At 53.2% G+C, this 16,748-nt stretch carries 15 protein-coding genes and 3 tRNA genes; 13 read left to right on the top strand and 5 right to left on the bottom strand.

What is annotated here, in order from left to right:
* Positions 1–12: 12 nt before the first annotated feature.
* The 3 genes from CYQ09_RS06270 to CYQ09_RS06260 form a co-directional block, all read right to left on the bottom strand.
* The gene (locus CYQ09_RS06270) at positions 13–777 is read right to left on the bottom strand and encodes a DUF3307 domain-containing protein (protein ID WP_106744501.1); all 765 of its coding nucleotides are present in this window, start codon (positions 775–777) and stop codon (positions 13–15) included.
* Entirely contained in the window at positions 777–1,415 is a 639-nt protein-coding gene (locus CYQ09_RS06265; RefSeq protein WP_106744500.1) for a hypothetical protein, read from the bottom strand. The genes CYQ09_RS06270 and CYQ09_RS06265 overlap by 1 nt, the downstream gene beginning before the upstream one ends.
* Before the next feature lie 166 nt (positions 1,416–1,581).
* On the bottom strand, positions 1,582–1,944 hold the full coding sequence (locus CYQ09_RS06260; RefSeq protein ID WP_106355789.1) for an SUF system Fe-S cluster assembly protein: 363 nt from the start codon (positions 1,942–1,944) through the stop codon (positions 1,582–1,584).
* A 149-nt stretch (positions 1,945–2,093) separates the two neighbouring features.
* Between CYQ09_RS06260 and tgt the strand changes: the two genes are divergently transcribed.
* The 7 genes from tgt (at position 2,094) to CYQ09_RS06225 (ending at position 7,416) form a co-directional block, all read left to right on the top strand.
* Positions 2,094–3,224 carry a tRNA guanosine(34) transglycosylase Tgt gene (tgt, locus tag CYQ09_RS06255; RefSeq protein ID WP_106744499.1) on the top strand — a complete coding sequence of 377 codons (1,131 nt, stop codon included), beginning with the start codon at positions 2,094–2,096 and terminating at the stop codon, positions 3,222–3,224.
* A gap of 236 nt (positions 3,225–3,460) precedes the next feature.
* A complete protein-coding gene (gene lon / locus CYQ09_RS06250) occupies positions 3,461–5,866 on the top strand; it encodes an endopeptidase La (protein WP_106744498.1) in 2,406 nt (801 codons plus the stop codon).
* A gap of 133 nt (positions 5,867–5,999) precedes the next feature.
* On the top strand, positions 6,000–6,314 hold the full coding sequence (locus CYQ09_RS06245) for an HU family DNA-binding protein (RefSeq protein ID WP_239495859.1): 315 nt from the start codon (positions 6,000–6,002) through the stop codon (positions 6,312–6,314).
* 33 nt (positions 6,315–6,347) lie between these two features.
* Complete coding sequence (locus CYQ09_RS06240) at positions 6,348–6,908, top strand: histidine phosphatase family protein (RefSeq protein WP_106744497.1); 561 nt, start codon at positions 6,348–6,350, stop codon at positions 6,906–6,908.
* 41 nt (positions 6,909–6,949) lie between these two features.
* Positions 6,950–7,025: transfer RNA gene (locus tag CYQ09_RS06235), tRNA-Val, on the top strand.
* 209 nt (positions 7,026–7,234) lie between these two features.
* Positions 7,235–7,311 (top strand) — tRNA-Asp (locus tag CYQ09_RS06230).
* Between the two features lie 28 nt (positions 7,312–7,339).
* A tRNA-Asp gene (locus tag CYQ09_RS06225) sits at positions 7,340–7,416 on the top strand.
* Positions 7,417–7,513: 97 nt separating this feature from the next.
* Here the strand turns inward: CYQ09_RS06225 and CYQ09_RS06220 are convergent.
* Entirely contained in the window at positions 7,514–8,062 is a 549-nt protein-coding gene (locus CYQ09_RS06220; RefSeq protein WP_106744496.1) for a T6SS immunity protein Tdi1 domain-containing protein, read from the bottom strand.
* Between the two features lie 209 nt (positions 8,063–8,271).
* On the opposite strand from CYQ09_RS06220, the gene CYQ09_RS06215 reads away from it, so the two are divergent.
* Positions 8,272–9,807, top strand: a complete 1,536-nt coding sequence (locus tag CYQ09_RS06215) for an alkaline phosphatase D family protein (protein WP_106744495.1) — start codon at positions 8,272–8,274, stop codon at positions 9,805–9,807.
* 41 nt (positions 9,808–9,848) lie between these two features.
* Here CYQ09_RS06215 and CYQ09_RS06210 read toward each other — a convergent pair whose 3' ends face one another.
* Entirely contained in the window at positions 9,849–11,222 is a 1,374-nt protein-coding gene (locus CYQ09_RS06210) for a M20/M25/M40 family metallo-hydrolase (RefSeq protein ID WP_106744494.1), read from the bottom strand.
* A gap of 135 nt (positions 11,223–11,357) precedes the next feature.
* Between CYQ09_RS06210 and CYQ09_RS06205 the strand changes: the two genes are divergently transcribed.
* The 5 genes from CYQ09_RS06205 (at position 11,358) to ispG (ending at position 16,664) form a co-directional block, all read left to right on the top strand.
* Positions 11,358–12,155, top strand: coding sequence for a hypothetical protein (locus CYQ09_RS06205; RefSeq protein WP_106744493.1), 798 nt, complete (start codon positions 11,358–11,360; stop codon positions 12,153–12,155).
* Between the two features lie 30 nt (positions 12,156–12,185).
* On the top strand, positions 12,186–12,467 hold the full coding sequence (locus tag CYQ09_RS06200; RefSeq protein WP_106744492.1) for a hypothetical protein: 282 nt from the start codon (positions 12,186–12,188) through the stop codon (positions 12,465–12,467).
* A 460-nt stretch (positions 12,468–12,927) separates the two neighbouring features.
* Entirely contained in the window at positions 12,928–14,151 is a 1,224-nt protein-coding gene (gene hemA, locus CYQ09_RS06195) for a 5-aminolevulinate synthase (RefSeq protein WP_106744622.1), read from the top strand.
* Positions 14,152–14,266: 115 nt separating this feature from the next.
* Positions 14,267–15,460: a helix-turn-helix domain-containing protein gene (locus CYQ09_RS06190; protein WP_106744491.1), complete on the top strand. Its 1,194-nt coding sequence runs from the start codon at positions 14,267–14,269 to the stop codon at positions 15,458–15,460.
* 76 nt (positions 15,461–15,536) lie between these two features.
* Positions 15,537–16,664, top strand: a complete 1,128-nt coding sequence (gene ispG, locus CYQ09_RS06185) for a flavodoxin-dependent (E)-4-hydroxy-3-methylbut-2-enyl-diphosphate synthase (protein ID WP_106744490.1) — start codon at positions 15,537–15,539, stop codon at positions 16,662–16,664.
* Positions 16,665–16,748 lie beyond the last annotated feature (84 nt).

Below are 16,748 nucleotides of genomic sequence, written 5' to 3'. Positions count from 1 at the left end.
TTTGGGGCTAACTTAGTCCTTCGGTGGGATGATCTCAAGAAGTGCTGTGCCGTTTAACCCATTGTTGATCGAAAGGACCAAGATTGAGATTGCAATCGCCCAACTAAATGAGGCGAGCGTGCCGATGATTACGTATTCAGCCTTGGCGTTGTTTGATGCGGCGTCAAAGCGCAGGATGGATTTGGCTGCGATCAAAAAGCCGATCCCGGCGGGTTGGCCTGCGATGAACATCAAGTAGATCAATCCGCGTTCCAGCAGCCCGATCATCATGCCGCCAGCCGGTAGGCTTTCTTTGGGCGCGCCCTCGGCAAATGGACCCATGAGTTTGCCAACGGCGAAGCCACCGGCCCGGGTGGTATAGATGCCCCCGGCGATCAAAAGCATGACCTTGGGTGCCCAGCTGGTGGCGTTGATAAGTCCGCCATTTCCAAATTCATTCGCCCAGATGCCGTTTGCCCATAGGGTAGGGGCGATGGCTGCGATGGTGATAATCGTCAGAAGATGTGCGCCCTGATCGACCAGATAGGGGTTGATCCCGTCGTCATCACGTTTTCTGATCCAAATGGTTTTTGCGATATCGACAAGCAGGTGTATCCCGGCCAACACTCCGATCTGCCAGTCGATAGACCCAAGTGCGATAACGGCTGTCACAAAGACCGCCAGTGTGTGTAGTGCCAATGTGAGCGCGCGGTCTTTGGTTTCAACCATGGTGTTGGTTTGCAGGACATAATCCGCAAGAACATGTGCGAAAAACAGGGCGGCAAGTGTCTCAAACATCAGTCGAAATCTCTTTCAAGTGTTTCAAGTGCCAGTTTGATCATGCCAAAGCCCGCGCCGTCTAATGATTTTGTTACGGCTTGGCGTGATTTGCCAAGTGTCTGGGCAATATACGTATATGAAATGTCTTCTAGCGGTGTGATGCTGTTGAGTATGGCGGCGGCTTGGGCCTGCGTCCAGCCTTGTGAAATGTGATCGGCAAGGATCGTCGCGGCACCTATGGCGGATTGGTCTTGGTGCAATATGCGTTGCGCGTGTTTGGTCGCCTTTAAATCGTCGAGCGCTTGACCGGATCTGATGAAGGCTTCGCTGCTTTCGCGGTTAAGATCAGAAGGTAGTACTGACGGGGCTTCGCCAGTGGCCATTGCGATGTAGCTGTCAAAATCGGGGTTATGGCTACGCAAAGCTGCGCGAAACGCCAGCGCCGATCGTAGCGCATAGTGCGGTTTTGCCAGCGCGACCTGCCAGCCGTCGCCACGGTGGCGTGTGAAATGTAATGACGTTCCCATCCAATCGGCTTGGGCATGTGCGCAGCGTTCAAGCGCTGAGAGCGCATGTTCTAATTGCGCAGCGCCCAGCGCGGTGGAGCCGACAATGTCGCCAGTTAAGACGGCGATGGTATTGCGTTTCTGTTTCATGATGCATCCAATATAGGGTGCATATTTAATTTAGCAACTAATTTAGGTTGCGTGTTGGATTGTGTAATCTAATTGGGTTGCGTCGCCGCGGCATTCGCCCAGTTACCCAAATAAAAAGGCGGCCCAATGGACCGCCGATCAAAAAGCTAACGAGGGTAGTGGGCCTTTACATAAAGCCCAGTTCTAGTCGGGCCTCGTCCGACATCATTTCCATGCCCCACTGTGGTTCAAACGTCATCTCGACATCGACGTGTTTCACACCGGGCAGTGGTTCTACCGCATCTGCGACCCAGCCGGGCATCTCGCCTGCGACGGGGCAGCCTGGGGCTGTAAGCGTCATGATGATGTTCACGGCGTTATCTTCTTTGACATCAATCGTGTAGATCAGGCCAAGGTCGTAAATGTTCACAGGGATTTCTGGGTCATAAACGGATCGGCACGCTTGCACAATTTCATCATACAGCGGATGATCTGTCGTGGAAGGCGCGATCATTGGTGTGCCTTCGAGCTGTGCGTTCGTTTCAGTCATGACGTCAGTTCCCTAAAATCCTGACGAAACATATAGGGATTGCTGCCGGGGGCGTAAAGAGCAGACCGGACCAACTGGTAGCTGTATTACCCTATCTTCGTTTTACGCGGCCTCTTGGCATTTGCAGCAGGATCGGAGAAAGACACAGTATGACAAAACGTTTCTCTTTTTCTTTGAATGCCACTGATGGCAAAGCCCGCACTGGCGTTATTTCCACCCCACGTGGCGATATTCGTACGCCTGCGTTTATGCCCGTTGGGACTGCCGCCACCGTAAAAGCCATGATGCCAGAAAGCGTTGCGGCGACTGGGGCGGATATTCTGCTGGGTAATACCTATCACCTTATGCTGCGCCCCACGGCTGAGCGGATCGACCGTTTGGGTGGCCTGCACAAGTTTATGAATTGGGATAAGCCGATTCTAACAGATAGCGGTGGTTTTCAAGTGATGTCGCTCGCGGATCTACGCAAGCTGACTGAAAAAGGCGTTACTTTTAAATCGCATATCGACGGGTCCAAGCACGAACTGACCCCAGAGCGGTCGATGGAAATTCAACGCCTGTTGGGTTCCGATATCGTGATGTGTTTCGACGAATGCCCGGCACTGCCTGCAGATCGCACACGTATTAACGAAAGCATGCAGTTGTCGATGCGATGGGCCGCGCGGTCACGCGAGGCATTTGGAGACCGTCCGGGGCATGCGTTGTTTGGCATTCAGCAGGGTGGGCTTGAAGAAGACCTGCGGGCTGAATCGGCGCAGGCTTTGCGTGATATCGAATTTGACGGTTACGCCGTTGGTGGGCTTGCTGTTGGTGAAGGCCAAGAGGCGATGTTCAGCGTACTTGATTTCGCGCCAGATCAGTTGCCCACAGATAAGCCACGTTACCTGATGGGCGTAGGCAAACCTGACGATATCGTTGGTGCCGTCAAGCGGGGAATCGATATGATGGACTGCGTTCTGCCCAGCCGTTCAGGCCGGACAGGGCAGGTATTTACCCGCCGTGGTGTGCTGAATATTAAAAACGCACGTCACATGGATGATCCGCGTCCGCTGGACGAACATTGCACGTGCCCAGCATGTAGCAACTATTCACGCGCCTATCTGCATCACGTGTTCCGTGCGCAGGAAATGATCAGCGGGATGCTGTTGACCTGGCATAACCTGCACTATTTCCAAGAGATTATGCAGGGCATGCGCGATGCGATCTCTGCTGGTGCGTTTGGCGCTTGGGAAGCTGATTTCCATGCGCAGCGCGCGTTAGGTGATATCGCGCCTTTGTGATCACTGCTTACAATTATGGCGGACCGACAAAAAAACATGTTGGTTCGTGACCCTGTCTTAATATTTTTGCGTTTGTATGGTTGCGGCTGGGGGCAGACACGGGCAGTCTACGGCGCGATATAACGACGTGTTTGGTTGAAAGGCGCCCCCATCAACCCCACATGCATTGGGCAAGAGGAGACTCCTGACGCTGCCGTGAAACGGGGCTGGGTGTCTTGCCAAAAAAGGAAGTGAATATGCAAGAACCGTTGAGTTCATCTTATCCCGTTCTGCCGCTGCGCGATATTGTGGTGTTCCCACATATGATCGTGCCGCTGTTTGTTGGGCGTGAAAAATCGGTCCGCGCACTCGAAGAGGTGATGCAGGACGATAAACAGATTCTGTTGTCGAGCCAGATCGACGCTGGTGAAGACGATCCAGCGCAAGATGGCATCTATAAAACAGGTGTGCTGGCCAATGTGCTTCAGCTGCTAAAACTGCCCGATGGTACCGTTAAGGTGCTTGTCGAAGGCCGTAGTCGCGTGCGCATTACCGGATTTGTCGAAAATATCGACTTTTTCGAAGCGTCAGCAGAGTATCTGGACGAAACCCCAGGCGAGGCCGCTGAAGAAGAAGCGCTTGTGCGCAATGTCGCTGCCGAGTTTGAGCGTTACGCCAAGATCAAGAAAAATATCCCCGAAGAAGCAATGGCCGCCGTTGGCGAAGCCACGGAGCCTGCAAAGCTGGCCGATTTGGTCGCGGGTCACCTTGGCATCGAGGTTGATCAAAAGCAGGGGCTGCTTGAAACGCTGTCAGTGACCGAGCGCCTTGAAAAGGTCTACGGTCTGATGCAGGGCGAAATGTCTGTGCTGCAGGTCGAGAAGAAGATCAAAACGCGCGTCAAATCCCAGATGGAGCGCACCCAGCGCGAATACTATCTGAATGAGCAAATGAAAGCCATTCAGAAGGAATTGGGCGACGGCGAAGAAGGCCAGAACGAAGTAGCCGAGCTTGAGGCGAAGATCGCTGAAACCAAGCTTTCGAAAGAGGCGAAAGAAAAGTTCGATGCTGAGCTGAAGAAGCTTAAGAACATGTCGCCTATGTCTGCCGAAGCTACGGTCGTGCGCAACTATCTGGATTGGATTTTGGCTGTGCCGTGGGGCACCAAGTCACGCACCAAGAAAGATCTGGGTCACGCGCAGAAAGTTCTCGATTCCGACCACTATGGCCTTGAAAAGGTAAAAGAGCGGATTGTTGAATACCTTGCGGTACAGCAGCGCTCTAAAAAGCTGAAAGGCCCAATCATGTGCCTTGTTGGCCCTCCGGGTGTTGGTAAAACCAGCCTTGGGAAATCTGTGGCCAAAGCAACGGGTCGTGAGTTTATCCGCATCAGCCTTGGTGGTGTACGTGACGAATCTGAGATTCGTGGTCACCGTCGGACTTATATCGGGTCTATGCCCGGTAAGATCATTCAGGCGCTGAAAAAGGCGAAAACCACGAACCCGCTGATCTTGCTCGATGAAATCGACAAGATGGGGCAGGATTTCCGTGGCGATCCCGCGTCAGCGATGCTTGAGGTTCTTGATCCAGAACAGAACGGCACCTTCGTCGATCACTATCTTGAGGTCGAATATGACCTGTCGAACGTGATGTTCCTGACCACAGCGAACAGCTATAACATGCCGGGTCCTTTGTTGGACCGGATGGAGATCATTTCACTGTCGGGTTACACCGAGGATGAAAAGGTCGAAATCTCAAAGCAGCACTTGCTGCCGAAGGTCATGAAAAACCACGGCCTAAAGCCATCTGAATTCAGCGTTTCCGATGATGCGCTGCTGTCGATGGTCCGCGTCTACACCCGTGAAGCAGGTGTGCGGAGCCTTGAGCGTGAGTTGGCGAAAGTGGCACGTAAAGCCGTCACTAAGATCGTAAAGAAAGAAGCCAAAGTGATTGCGGTCACTGGTGAAAATCTTACCGAATTCTTGGGCGTCGAAAAGCACCGCTTTGGCTTGGCCGAAGAAGAAGATCAGGTTGGTGTTGTAACCGGTCTGGCGTGGACAAGTGTGGGTGGTGAACTGCTGAACATCGAAGCGCTACGTTTGCCGGGTAAAGGCCGCATGAAAACGACTGGGAAGCTGGGCGATGTCATGAAGGAATCGATTGATGCTGCGTCTTCTTACGTGCGTTCGATCGCGCCTGAAATTGGAGTGAAACCACCGCAGTTCGACACGCTTGATATCCACGTGCACGTGCCCGATGGCGCAACGCCAAAGGATGGCCCGTCAGCTGGGCTTGCGATGGTGACATCTATCGTATCTGTGCTGACCAAGATCCCTGTGCGCAAAGATGTTGCCATGACTGGCGAAGTGTCACTGCGCGGGAATGCGATGCCAATTGGTGGTCTAAAGGAAAAACTGCTGGCCGCGTTGCGCGGTGGGATCAAAACAGTTCTGATTCCCCAAGATAACGCCAAGGACCTGCCAGATATTCCTGACAACGTGAAAGAGGGACTGACGATCATCCCCGTTACACACGTGTCCGAAGTTCTTGAGCATGCGCTGGTCAGTAAGCCGGAGGCTATCGAGTGGGACGAAGCCGCAGAAGAGGCCGCAGCGGCCGCTTTAAAGGCGAATGCCACGGCTGAAGGGGCCCGCACCCATTAAGCGTTAAGTGTAAGTATAGAAAAGCGCGCCCCTTGAGGCGCGCTTTTTTTTTGTGTGAAGCCTATCTAAAACGACGGCTGGCGCGCATGATGGCAGAGTTGCTAGATTATTGTGAAATAAAAGGAATGTGCGAATGACGACATCAGACGAATCACAAGATGACCCGATTATGGAAGTTGCTCCAACACTTAAGAAGCCCCAGCTTTTCAACGAAGTTGTTGCGCGGACTGGGCTGAAAAAGCGCGATGTGAAACCCGCTGTCGAGGCGGCGCTTGCAGTGATCGGAGAGGCGCTCGCCCGGGGTGACGAGCTGATTCTGCCGCCGATGGGAAAAACGCGAATCGTAAAGACGAAAGACTTGGGGCAGGGCGCCACGTTGCTGACGCTTAAATTCCGCACGCCAAAGATTGATCCTGTGCAGCCCGATACCGATGCATCAGATAGCTAATCCGTTCATATGATACGAAGGTAAAGAATTACTTTGAACTATCCAGAACTATACATCCTGCGTCACGGCCAGACTGAATGGAACCTCGAAGGCCGTATGCAGGGGGAATTGAATTCGCCGCTCACGACGCAGGGGCAGGCAGAAGCGGCACATCAGGGTGCGATTCTTGCGCAACGCGACCTGCAAGGATTCGCATTTTTCACCAGCCCACAGGGCAGGGCGGTGCAAACAGCGGGAATCGCTTTGGGGAATCTGGCTGAAACTATTCGCACAGATGACAGATTACGCGAAATTGGAGTCGGAGACTGGTCAGGGCTATTGCGCGATACCCTGCCGTTGCCCGATACTGACGACCCCTACATGGCGCAATATGAGATCGCGCCAAATGGTGAAGGGTTGGCTGCAGTGAAGGCGCGGTGTTGCGCTTTTTTGCAAGATTTAAAGGGCCCTGCTGTGCTCGTTACTCATGGCGTGACGGGGCGTACGCTGCGTGAAATCGTTGCCGGGGCTGACGCAATTCAGGGCACAACCATCCACGGTGGACAGGGCTGTGTGTATCATTTGAAAAATGGTTCACAAAAGTTGCTTTCTTAGGCTTGCGCCCACCGTCAACATACCCTAAATCACGCCACATCGGGTGATTAGCTCAGTTGGTAGAGCGCTTCCTTTACACGGAAGATGTCGGGAGTTCGAGCCTCTCATCACCCACCATATTCCCACATTATCAGTTTATAGCTTAACGCAACCACCGCAGGTTTACCTGCGTCTGTTGCGTTTTTTGCGCTTTGATATCCTGTGCTCATTGGTCTGTTTTAGAAAAGATTCACATGAAGTCATTTTTTGCGCAAGGACCGCTTGACGGGGGCGGGGCACAGTCATAGAAGCACCCCACGTTCGGTCACAGACCGGAAGTTAGATGCGCGGTTGTAGCTCAGCTGGTTAGAGTACCGGCCTGTCACGCCGGGGGTCGCGGGTTCGAGCCCCGTCAACCGCGCCACTAACTCCCTTGTGACTAGATACGATGCGCGGTTGTAGCTCAGCTGGTTAGAGTACCGGCCTGTCACGCCGGGGGTCGCGGGTTCGAGCCCCGTCAACCGCGCCACTTATCCTAGATAGTTAATATTGAAGCACTGTTGATGTGTTATTGGATACTTGTTGTCTGCAGTAGTGACGAAGCCAGCATTCAAGCTTAAGGTGCTTTAATCTTTAGAGATATCGACCTTGTTTATTGAAGTGCCAGCAGGAAGGTCGCGTATTTGCGCAGATATCTGACCTGAAATGCTCCAGCTGACTTCTAGATCCGCAATTTCGAAGTTGCTAAAAACGTCTTTCCCGCCAAGGCACAGGGGTACGGTATGGCTTACGCATTCCCCGTACTTAGGGCGTCGGCCTCCCGAGGAAAGCCAATTTTTGAATTTTGTATGCTCGACAGTTTCTTCGGGATATTGAACTAGCTCAATTTCGTGGAATGCTGTGTAACTACATGGGATTTCGAAAATTTCTTTCGTTGCGGGGTCAAGAAGAGCAACCTCGGGCTCGCCATTTACCACCCTTTTATGATCGGTTGCGAACTGACGTCCCATCCAGTCTGCTCCAAAACATCGAAACTGCTGTGCACGCTCCGGAAAAACCTCTTCTACGCATCTTGTAAAACGCGCAATATCTTCTTCGCGGTGTAATTGGTATGCACCATCAAGTATGGCGGTGTCCGCCTCTTTACGTTCCTTCTTATTGAAGAAAAATTTCATCTGATTTCCTGCAGGTAGTGGGCTCTCCGGCTGAACTTTGCACGCAAACTCAATTTAAAGATAGGGCTCGTAATTGACGTTCGATGTATTTCTAAAACCTGCGTCATTGTCATCAAACGTTTCCTAAACTGTCATCTGTTTGGCGTGATCGTGTCACGTTGTGGTTGGATGTTTTTCGGATCAGCTCTTGATCATGGAAGTTCAGAAAAATGCCACGTATTACACTCAATCGTCGTCAGACGCTTTTGGGTTCCGCAGCACTTGGAACCACTCTTTTTGTACCTTCGCTTAGCCGCGCGCAAAGCCGGCCTGTGATGACGCATGGAATTCAATCGGGCGATGTTGTCCATGATGGTGCCGTTGTATGGGCCCGTGCCGACCGCGAGTCGCGCATGATGGTCGAATGGGCCACGACCGAAAGCTTTGCGGATGCGCAGGCTGTTCCGGGGCTGTCTGTTGGCACGCCCAGCGATTTCACCGGTAAAATGTCGCTGTCCGGTTTGCCTTCGGATCAGGATATTTTCTACCGTGTGAAAATGGTTGGCTTGGCTGATAGTGCTGAGTCAGAGGCCCTGACTGGGCATTTCCGCACCGCGCCACATGGCAACCGCGACATTAGCTTTGTTTGGTCTGGCGATACCGCAGGGCAGGGCTGGGGTATTGATCAGGATCGCGGTGGGATGCAGACCTATGCCACGATGCTGCAGCATAACCCTGATTTCTTTTTGCATTCGGGTGACACGGTTTATGCCGATGGTCCGTTGCAGGAAGAGGTCGAACTGGCGGACGGTACGATCTGGAAGAACGTCGTGACCGAGGCAAAGACCAAGGTGGCCGAGACCCTGACCGAATTCCGTGGGCAGCATCTGTACAACCTGATGGATGATAATGTGCGCGCGTTGAACGCGCAGGTGCCGATCATCGCGCAGTGGGATGATCATGAGGTGACGAATAACTGGTTTCCGAACGAGGTGCTGAGTGCGGATGATCGCTATACTGAGAAGTCAGCGGCGCTGCTGTCTGCGCGGGCGGCCCATGCGTTCCACGAGATGATGCCAACCCGTCAGACGATGGACGAACCTAACCGCGTGTATCGGAAGGTGTCGTATGGCCCATTGCTGGACATCTTTGTGATCGATATGCGCACCTATCGCGGTGATAACACGCCTAATACAGAAACCGCGCCGACGCCTTTCTTGGGCGCAGAACAGATGGCGTGGCTTAAGCGTGAAATGCTGAATTCCAAGGCAACTTGGAAAGTGATCGCGTCGGATATGCCGATTGGCATGATGGTGCGTGATGGTGATGAAAATATGGAAAACGGTGCCAATGGCGACGGGCCAGTATTGGGCCGTGAACAGGATGTCGCCGCGATGCTGTCGTTTATCAAACATGCGCAGATACAGAACACCGTGTGGCTGACGGCTGACGTGCATTATACGGCGGCGCATCATTATTCGCCTGACCGGGCCGTGTTTCAAGACTTTGAACCGTTTTGGGAGTTTGTGTCTGGCCCGCTACATGCTGGTACGTTTGGCCCGAGTGATTATGACAATACGTTTGGTCCTGAAGTCCGGTTTGCCAAGCATCCAGAGCCGGGGCAGGCGAACTTGCCGCCATCTGACGGTATGCAGTTTTTTGGTAAGGTCGATATTGCGGCCGATACAGGCGTCATGACTGTGCGGCTGATGGATCGCGCTGATGTTGAATTATGGGCTGTTGAACTTGAGCCGAAGCACGCGTGATTTGAGCGAGGGTGGGTTAAAACCCACCCTACGTTTCTGGTCTACTGTGTCATCTCATGCAGGATGCGTGCCCAAGACCGTATTCCTTTGTGGAACGAGGATAGGTCGTATTTTTCGTTGGGCGAATGGATCGCGTCATCGTCTTTGCCAAAGCCAATTAGCATCGCGTCCATGTTCAAGATGTCCTTGAAGTGGCCCGCAATCGGGATTGATCCACCGCAGCCAACATAGGCCGCCGCATTTGGCCATTCGTCGGATAGCGCTTTGCGGGCTTGGTCGAATGCCGGGTGGGTCGTGGTCATTTGGCCAGCCGCGCTTGCCCCATGATCGCTGAAGGACACGCTGCAATCGGCGGGCAGCATGTCTTGGACCATTTTGCGAAAGTTATCGCGAATTTTGAGAGGGTCTTGCGTGCCGACCAGCCGGAAGCTGATTTTTGCATGGGCCTCGGACGGCAGCACCGTTTTGAAGCCGTCACCGGTGTAGCCTGACCAGATGCCGTTGACTTCGCAGGTGGGTCGCGACCAGATCATTTCAAGCGGGCGGCGGCCCTTTTCGCCAGCAGGCTCAGACAGTCCAACTTCACCCAAGAATTCCTTTTCGTCGAATTTCAGGTCATCCCATGCCGCCGCAAGTTCGTTCGAAAGCTCAGGGACCCCGTCGTAGAAATCCGGGATCGTGATCCGGCCATCTTCGTCATGCAGGGCTGCGATGACTTTGGCCAGCACGCGGGCAGGGTTCATTGCTAGCCCGCCGTACATGCCTGAATGCAGGTCTTTGTTCGGGCCGGTGATGGTTAGCTCTTCACCCAAGAGGCCGCGTAACTGTGTGATGATGGCCGGTGTGCTGTCGCCATAAAGCCCAGTGTCGCAAATCAGCGCGACATCGGCGGTAAGTTCCTCGGCGTTTTCGCGCATGAAGGGCGTCAGCGATGGTGACCCTGATTCTTCTTCGCCTTCAAAGAACAACGTGATGTTGCCGGGCAAGGTGCCATGCACGGCTTTCCATGCGCGGCAGGCCTCGACAAACGTCATCAGCTGGCCCTTATCATCCGACGACCCGCGTCCGCGAATGACTTTGCCTTTGGCGGTGTCTTCGACTTGAGGATCAAATGGGTCGCGGTCCCACAGATCTAGCGGGTCAACGGGTTGTACATCGTAGTGGCCGTAGAATAGCACATTTGGGCCTTCGCCACCGGAGTGCGCGACAACCATCGGGTGGCCTGTCGTGGGGCGTTTTGATGCCTCGAACCCGATGCTTTGCAGGTCGGCGACCAGCCAGTCAGCGGCTGTATCGCAATCGCCCTTGTAGGCCGGATCGGTCGAGATTGATGGAATGCGTAGCAATTCAAGTAGGCGTTCGGTGGCGGCGTTCAGATCGCTATCAATACGCGAGAGGACGGGATCGAGGGTCATTTCATAGGTCCTATGTTTGTTTATCAACAGGGTGGCACGATTGTCGCGGGCGTCAATCCAAAATGCATAACTGTTTGACTTGGGCCATGTCGAAGCGGATTAATTAGAGCCAAGCATGATTTATAGGCTGATGACATGATTGAGTATTTTCAGGAATTGATCGACGTCGCATTTGATTTCGAAAATACCAGTCGGGGCGCGCGCAAGATGGCGTTTGCGCAGCTTATGATCAGCGGCATTATCGTTGTTGGTCTGCCGTTCAAAATCTTGATGTTTATCGGGGGTCGTATCCGTGCTCACCGAAGGGAGGCGTCTTTGTATCAAGACGTTTCGCAGCGGCTTCCAGGTGATGCACGGCCGGGCCTTGCACGTGAGCTTGTCGAGGGCGAACAACTGAAAAATAGGTTTTCCCATCGGTTCGTGCCGCCGCCGCCGCTAAGGCTTGCCCCGCGCCCGACGGATGGCAGGTATTTTGAAACGCTGCGTGCATTCGCTGAAGAAAAGAAGCGCACTGGCGAGGTGATGAATGAATACGAGCGTGAAACCGTTGGTATCATGGGGTTCTTGTGTGACGTATTTGGGCCAAAGGGTTTAGCGCATTTCGACAGCTTCGGCGGCATTGCACCTTTTCGAAGTCACGAATTGCGATCGATGTTAGAGAAGTTAGGGTTGGGCGAACTGAATTCCAGTATCGAGGAGGCCTTAGCGATACACCTGCAACGTTATCAATTGAGACAAGACTACATAGCGACTGGTATGCCTGCTGAACAGGTCGCATCACACCCGAATATGCCAACCTATACGCAATTGGATGCGTCACTCAAAGTGAATGGTGGTCAGGATCGGTTCATTCATGCGGCCGACAGATACCTAGAGGCGGCCTATCCGTGGGAGCCTGCGCAGCCGCATAGTGCATTTACAACCCCATCATGACAAACCGAGCCACGCGACCCGTCCATTGCTATGGCGGCGTATTCGGCTATCGACAGACAGTTGGTTGTGCCAGCCGTGCGGCCTGAACCATCTGCGGACGAAGAAATCACGCTGGTTGTCGGTGCTGCAAAGCGCCCGGGCGATAAGAACTATTGGGAAGGGCGTTTGCGCCATTGCCCAGCCAAAGACCGCTACGGCGCAAAGATGACACCCGACGAAGAACTTGTGGTTGGGCGGCTGGCCTTTGCAGAGCGGATGCTGCGTGAACCGCGATGTCGGTTGTTTGATACCTATCAGGATGGGCTTCCGTAAACTGGTGCAGAGCTTGCTCGGGCGTTTAGGATGGTTGATCTAGCTGAGCTGGGAGAGATTTTGTCTGTAGCGGTGCAGGTCTACGATCAACGCGTTCCGTTCGAAGTCGCCTTTTGCAACAAGGTCTCGCTCCGCCCATGGTGGAGACACAAAAAGAAATGCCCACATATGACAGTGTTGATTATGACCTGATGATAGCTGGCGGGCATGGGTGTTTTATATGGATCGTTAACCGTTATTTTGAACGTGCTTACGAATGGGTATCTGATGACGATGTGGCAAAATTTCCGAATGCGTTGATCTAGGTCAACGTCTTTCGTATCCTTCATCGGCACTAAGGTAGTAGGGGGCGACAGTTTGTAGCGTATTGCTTGGACGGGATTGGCCCTATATGACACTTAGAACGATTCAAAACCCAGGGCTGATCTGGGCTTTGTGCCGAAAGATGAAGGAAGTATCAGTGGACTATACTGCTCAACTGGATGTCGCGATTGACCGTTTGCACGAAGAAGGCCGTTATCGGACCTTTATCGATATCGAACGCAAACGTGGTCAGTTCCCACACGCCACATGGCGCAAGGATGATGGAACTGAATCACCAGTGACCGTTTGGTGCGGTAATGACTATTTGGGCATGGGGCAGCATCCTGTTGTGCTGGCTGCGATGCACGAAGCCGTTGATGCGACGGGTGCTGGCTCTGGCGGAACACGCAACATTTCCGGCACTACTGTTTATCACAAGCAGCTTGAGAACGAGCTTGCTGACCTTCACCAAAAGGAAGCAGCACTGCTGTTCACATCAGCCTACATCGCGAATGACGCAACGCTAAGCACGTTGCCCAAGCTGTTTCCGGGCCTGATCATCTATTCAGATGCGCTGAACCATGCGTCGATGATCGAAGGTGTCCGCCGCAATGGTGGTGCAAAGCGAATTTTCCGTCATAATGATCTTGACCACTTGCGCGAATTATTGGCCGCCGATGACCCGGCTGCGCCTAAGTTGATTGCGTTCGAATCAGTCTATTCCATGGACGGTGATTTTGCCCCGATCGAAGCAATTTGCGATTTGGCTGACGAATTTGGTGCGCTGACTTACATCGACGAAGTTCACTCTGTTGGTATGTACGGACCACGTGGGGCAGGGATTGCTGCACGTGACGGTCTGATGGGGCGCCTTGATATCATCAATGGGACGCTCGCTAAGGCATATGGTGTCATGGGCGGGTATATCGCTGCATCTACTAAAATGTGTGATGCGATCCGGTCGTATGCGCCGGGCTTTATTTTCACCACGAGCCTGCCGCCTGCCGTCGCTGCTGGTGCTGCGGCCAGCGTCGCGCATCTGAAAACGGATGATAGTCTGCGGTTACGGCATCAAACGCAGGCGAAAATTCTAAAGCTTCGCTTAAAGGGAATGGGCCTGCCGATCATCGATCACGGTAGCCACATCGTCCCTTTGATTGTTGGTAATCCGGTTCACACGAAAAAGCTGTCTGATATGCTTTTGTCCGAATTTGGCATCTACGTGCAGCCGATTAACTTTCCCACTGTACCGCGCGGAACAGAGCGTTTGCGGTTCACGCCGTCACCTGTACATGGCCCGCGCGAAATGGATGCATTAGTGAGTGCATTGGATAGTTTATGGTCGCACTGTGCCTTAAATCGCGCCGAATTGGCAGGTTAACCTTTTTTCAACATATGCAGGGCGGTTGCCTGTATGCTATTGATTGAAAAGGCGCTCATGTAGAATTGATTCGTATTACATGTGTGCTCAGGGGCAGTAACCGACGGGACAGTCGATGATCGGGAAGACCTTCAAGCGCGTAAACGCACCGGAGGACGTTCAAGCTAAGGGCTTTGACGACTTTGAGTTGCGACTTGGTGACTTAATGCGTGGTGAACGCGCGACGATGGGCAAAAGCCTGTTGGACGTGCAGCGCGAGCTAAAGATCAAAGCGGCATATATCGCAGCAATTGAAAATGCGGATCCATCTGCATTTGATACGCCAGGTTTCATCGCCGGGTATGTGCGGTCTTACGCTCGCTATCTTCGGATGGACCCGGATCAAGCATTCGCAACCTTTTGTAAAGAAAGCGGTTTTGCGACTGCACACGGCATGTCAGCAGAGGCGTCTTCGCTGCAAGGTAAGTCGGGCGAACCTATCGCGGCACCTCTTGGTAAAGATATTTTTTCAGGTTCAGCGACGCCATTCATCCCTGCTGGGGATGCCGTAATGGCACAATTTGAGCCGCGCGCGATTGGTTCGGTCATGGTTTTGATCGCCTTGATTGGTGGGCTTGGCTATGGCGGTTGGACCGTTCTGCAAGAAATCCAAAAGGTTCAATTCGCCCCGGTAGAGCAGTCGCCGGTTGTGGTCGCAGAGCTTGATCCGCTTTCTGGTGCGACAAATTCTGTTGAAACGTCTGACGCTTTGGCAGGGTTTAGTGCGCCTTCGAACGAGGCGTTGGATCGTTTGTATCGCCCTCAGGCATTGGATGTTCCGGTGCTGGTTGCCCGTGATGCGCCCATTTCGACGTTAAACCCGGGGTTGATCGGCTCTATTATGCCGACTGCTGACGTTGCGCCAGATGCAACAGTTGCTGAGGCCGCGACGAACATGCCGCATCCGCCGGCAATTCAAGTTGTTGAACCTGATGTGCCAGAACTGCAGTTGGTCGCTGTGCGCCCGGCATGGGTTCGTGTGCGTTCTGCTGATGGGACTGTCATTTTCGAAGGTGTCATGGCACCCGGCGAAAATTTCGTGGTGCCTTCGACCGAAGAGCCAGCGACCTTGCGCGTTGGTGAAAGCGGGGCGATGTATTTCGCGGTGAACGGTGTGCATTATGGTCCTGTCGGACGCAAAGGCGTTGTGACATCGAATGTGGCATTGCAAGCCGATAGCTTGCTGGAAAATTACACGGTTGCAGATTTGACCACTGATGATGATCTTGCCGAAGTGGTCCGTGTCGCAGAAAACAGTAGCGGCGAATAACACCCGCTGACTGGTTGCTGCATCCGTCATTGATGCTTAGGTTAAGGGTAAATCGCGATTGCCTGAAAGCAGCCCTATGTCCCTGAACAACATCCGTCCTTGGCGTACTATTGAACGTCGGAAATCCCGTCAGATTATGGTTGGAAACGTACCTGTGGGGGGCGATGCACCGATATCGGTGCAAACGATGACCAATACGCTTACGACTGACGTCAAAGGGACGATTGCACAAATTCAAGCGGCAGCCGATGCAGGGGCTGATATTGTCCGCGTCTCGGTCCCAGACGAGGCATCCAGCAAGGCGCTGCGCGAGATCGTTCCCGAAGTGTCAGTACCGATTGTTGCAGATATTCATTTCCATTATAAACGTGGGATCGAAGCCGCCGAAGCAGGGGCCGCATGTCTGCGGATTAATCCAGGCAACATCGGCGATGAAAAGCGCGTCAAAGAAGTGATCAAAGCCGCGCGTGATCATAACTGTTCCATCCGTATCGGGGTGAACGCCGGGTCGCTGGAAAAGCATCTGCTGGACAAATACGCAGAACCGTGCCCCGATGCGATGGTCGAAAGCGGGCTGGATCATATTAAAATCTTGCAAGACAATGATTTTCACGAATTTAAGATCAGCTGTAAGGCATCTGACGTGTTTATGGCGGCTGCGGCCTATCAACAACTTGCCGATGCCACTGACGCGCCAATCCATCTTGGTATCACAGAGGCGGGGGGGCTGATTAGTGGCACTGTAAAATCTGCTATTGGGATGGGTAACCTGCTTTGGGCAGGGATCGGTGACACGATCCGCGTGTCTTTGTCTGCTGATCCGGTTGAAGAGGTCAAAATGGGGTTTGAAATTCTTAAATCCCTTGGTCTGCGTCACCGCGGTGTTAATATCATCTCTTGCCCGTCCTGCGCGCGTCAGGGCTTTGATGTGATCAAAACCGTGGAGGCGCTTGAAAAACGGCTAGAGCACATCAAAACGCCGATGAGCCTAAGTATCATCGGCTGCGTTGTGAATGGCCCCGGCGAAGCGCTGATGACCGACGTTGGTTTCACTGGCGGTGGTGCAGGATCAGGAATGGTCTATTTGGCAGGCAAACAAAGCCACAAACATTCAAACGAGGATATGATTGAACATATCGTCGAGCAGGTTGAAAAGAAGGCGGAAGAATTGGAAGCCGCGCAGGCGGTCGAAGCAGCTGAGTAAAGTCGCCTGCTGTCGGCAATGCTGCGATCTGCAAGGATAGCGGTCGATTTACTGTTCATGGTTGGCGGTCGTTGCGCCGTGCCG

This window comes from Yoonia maritima, from assembly GCF_002933395.1.
Classification (GTDB): Bacteria; Pseudomonadota; Alphaproteobacteria; order Rhodobacterales; family Rhodobacteraceae; genus Yoonia; species Yoonia maritima_A.
Note: the sequence above shows the minus strand (reverse complement) of the source record. Positions and strands in the feature narration are given on the sequence as shown.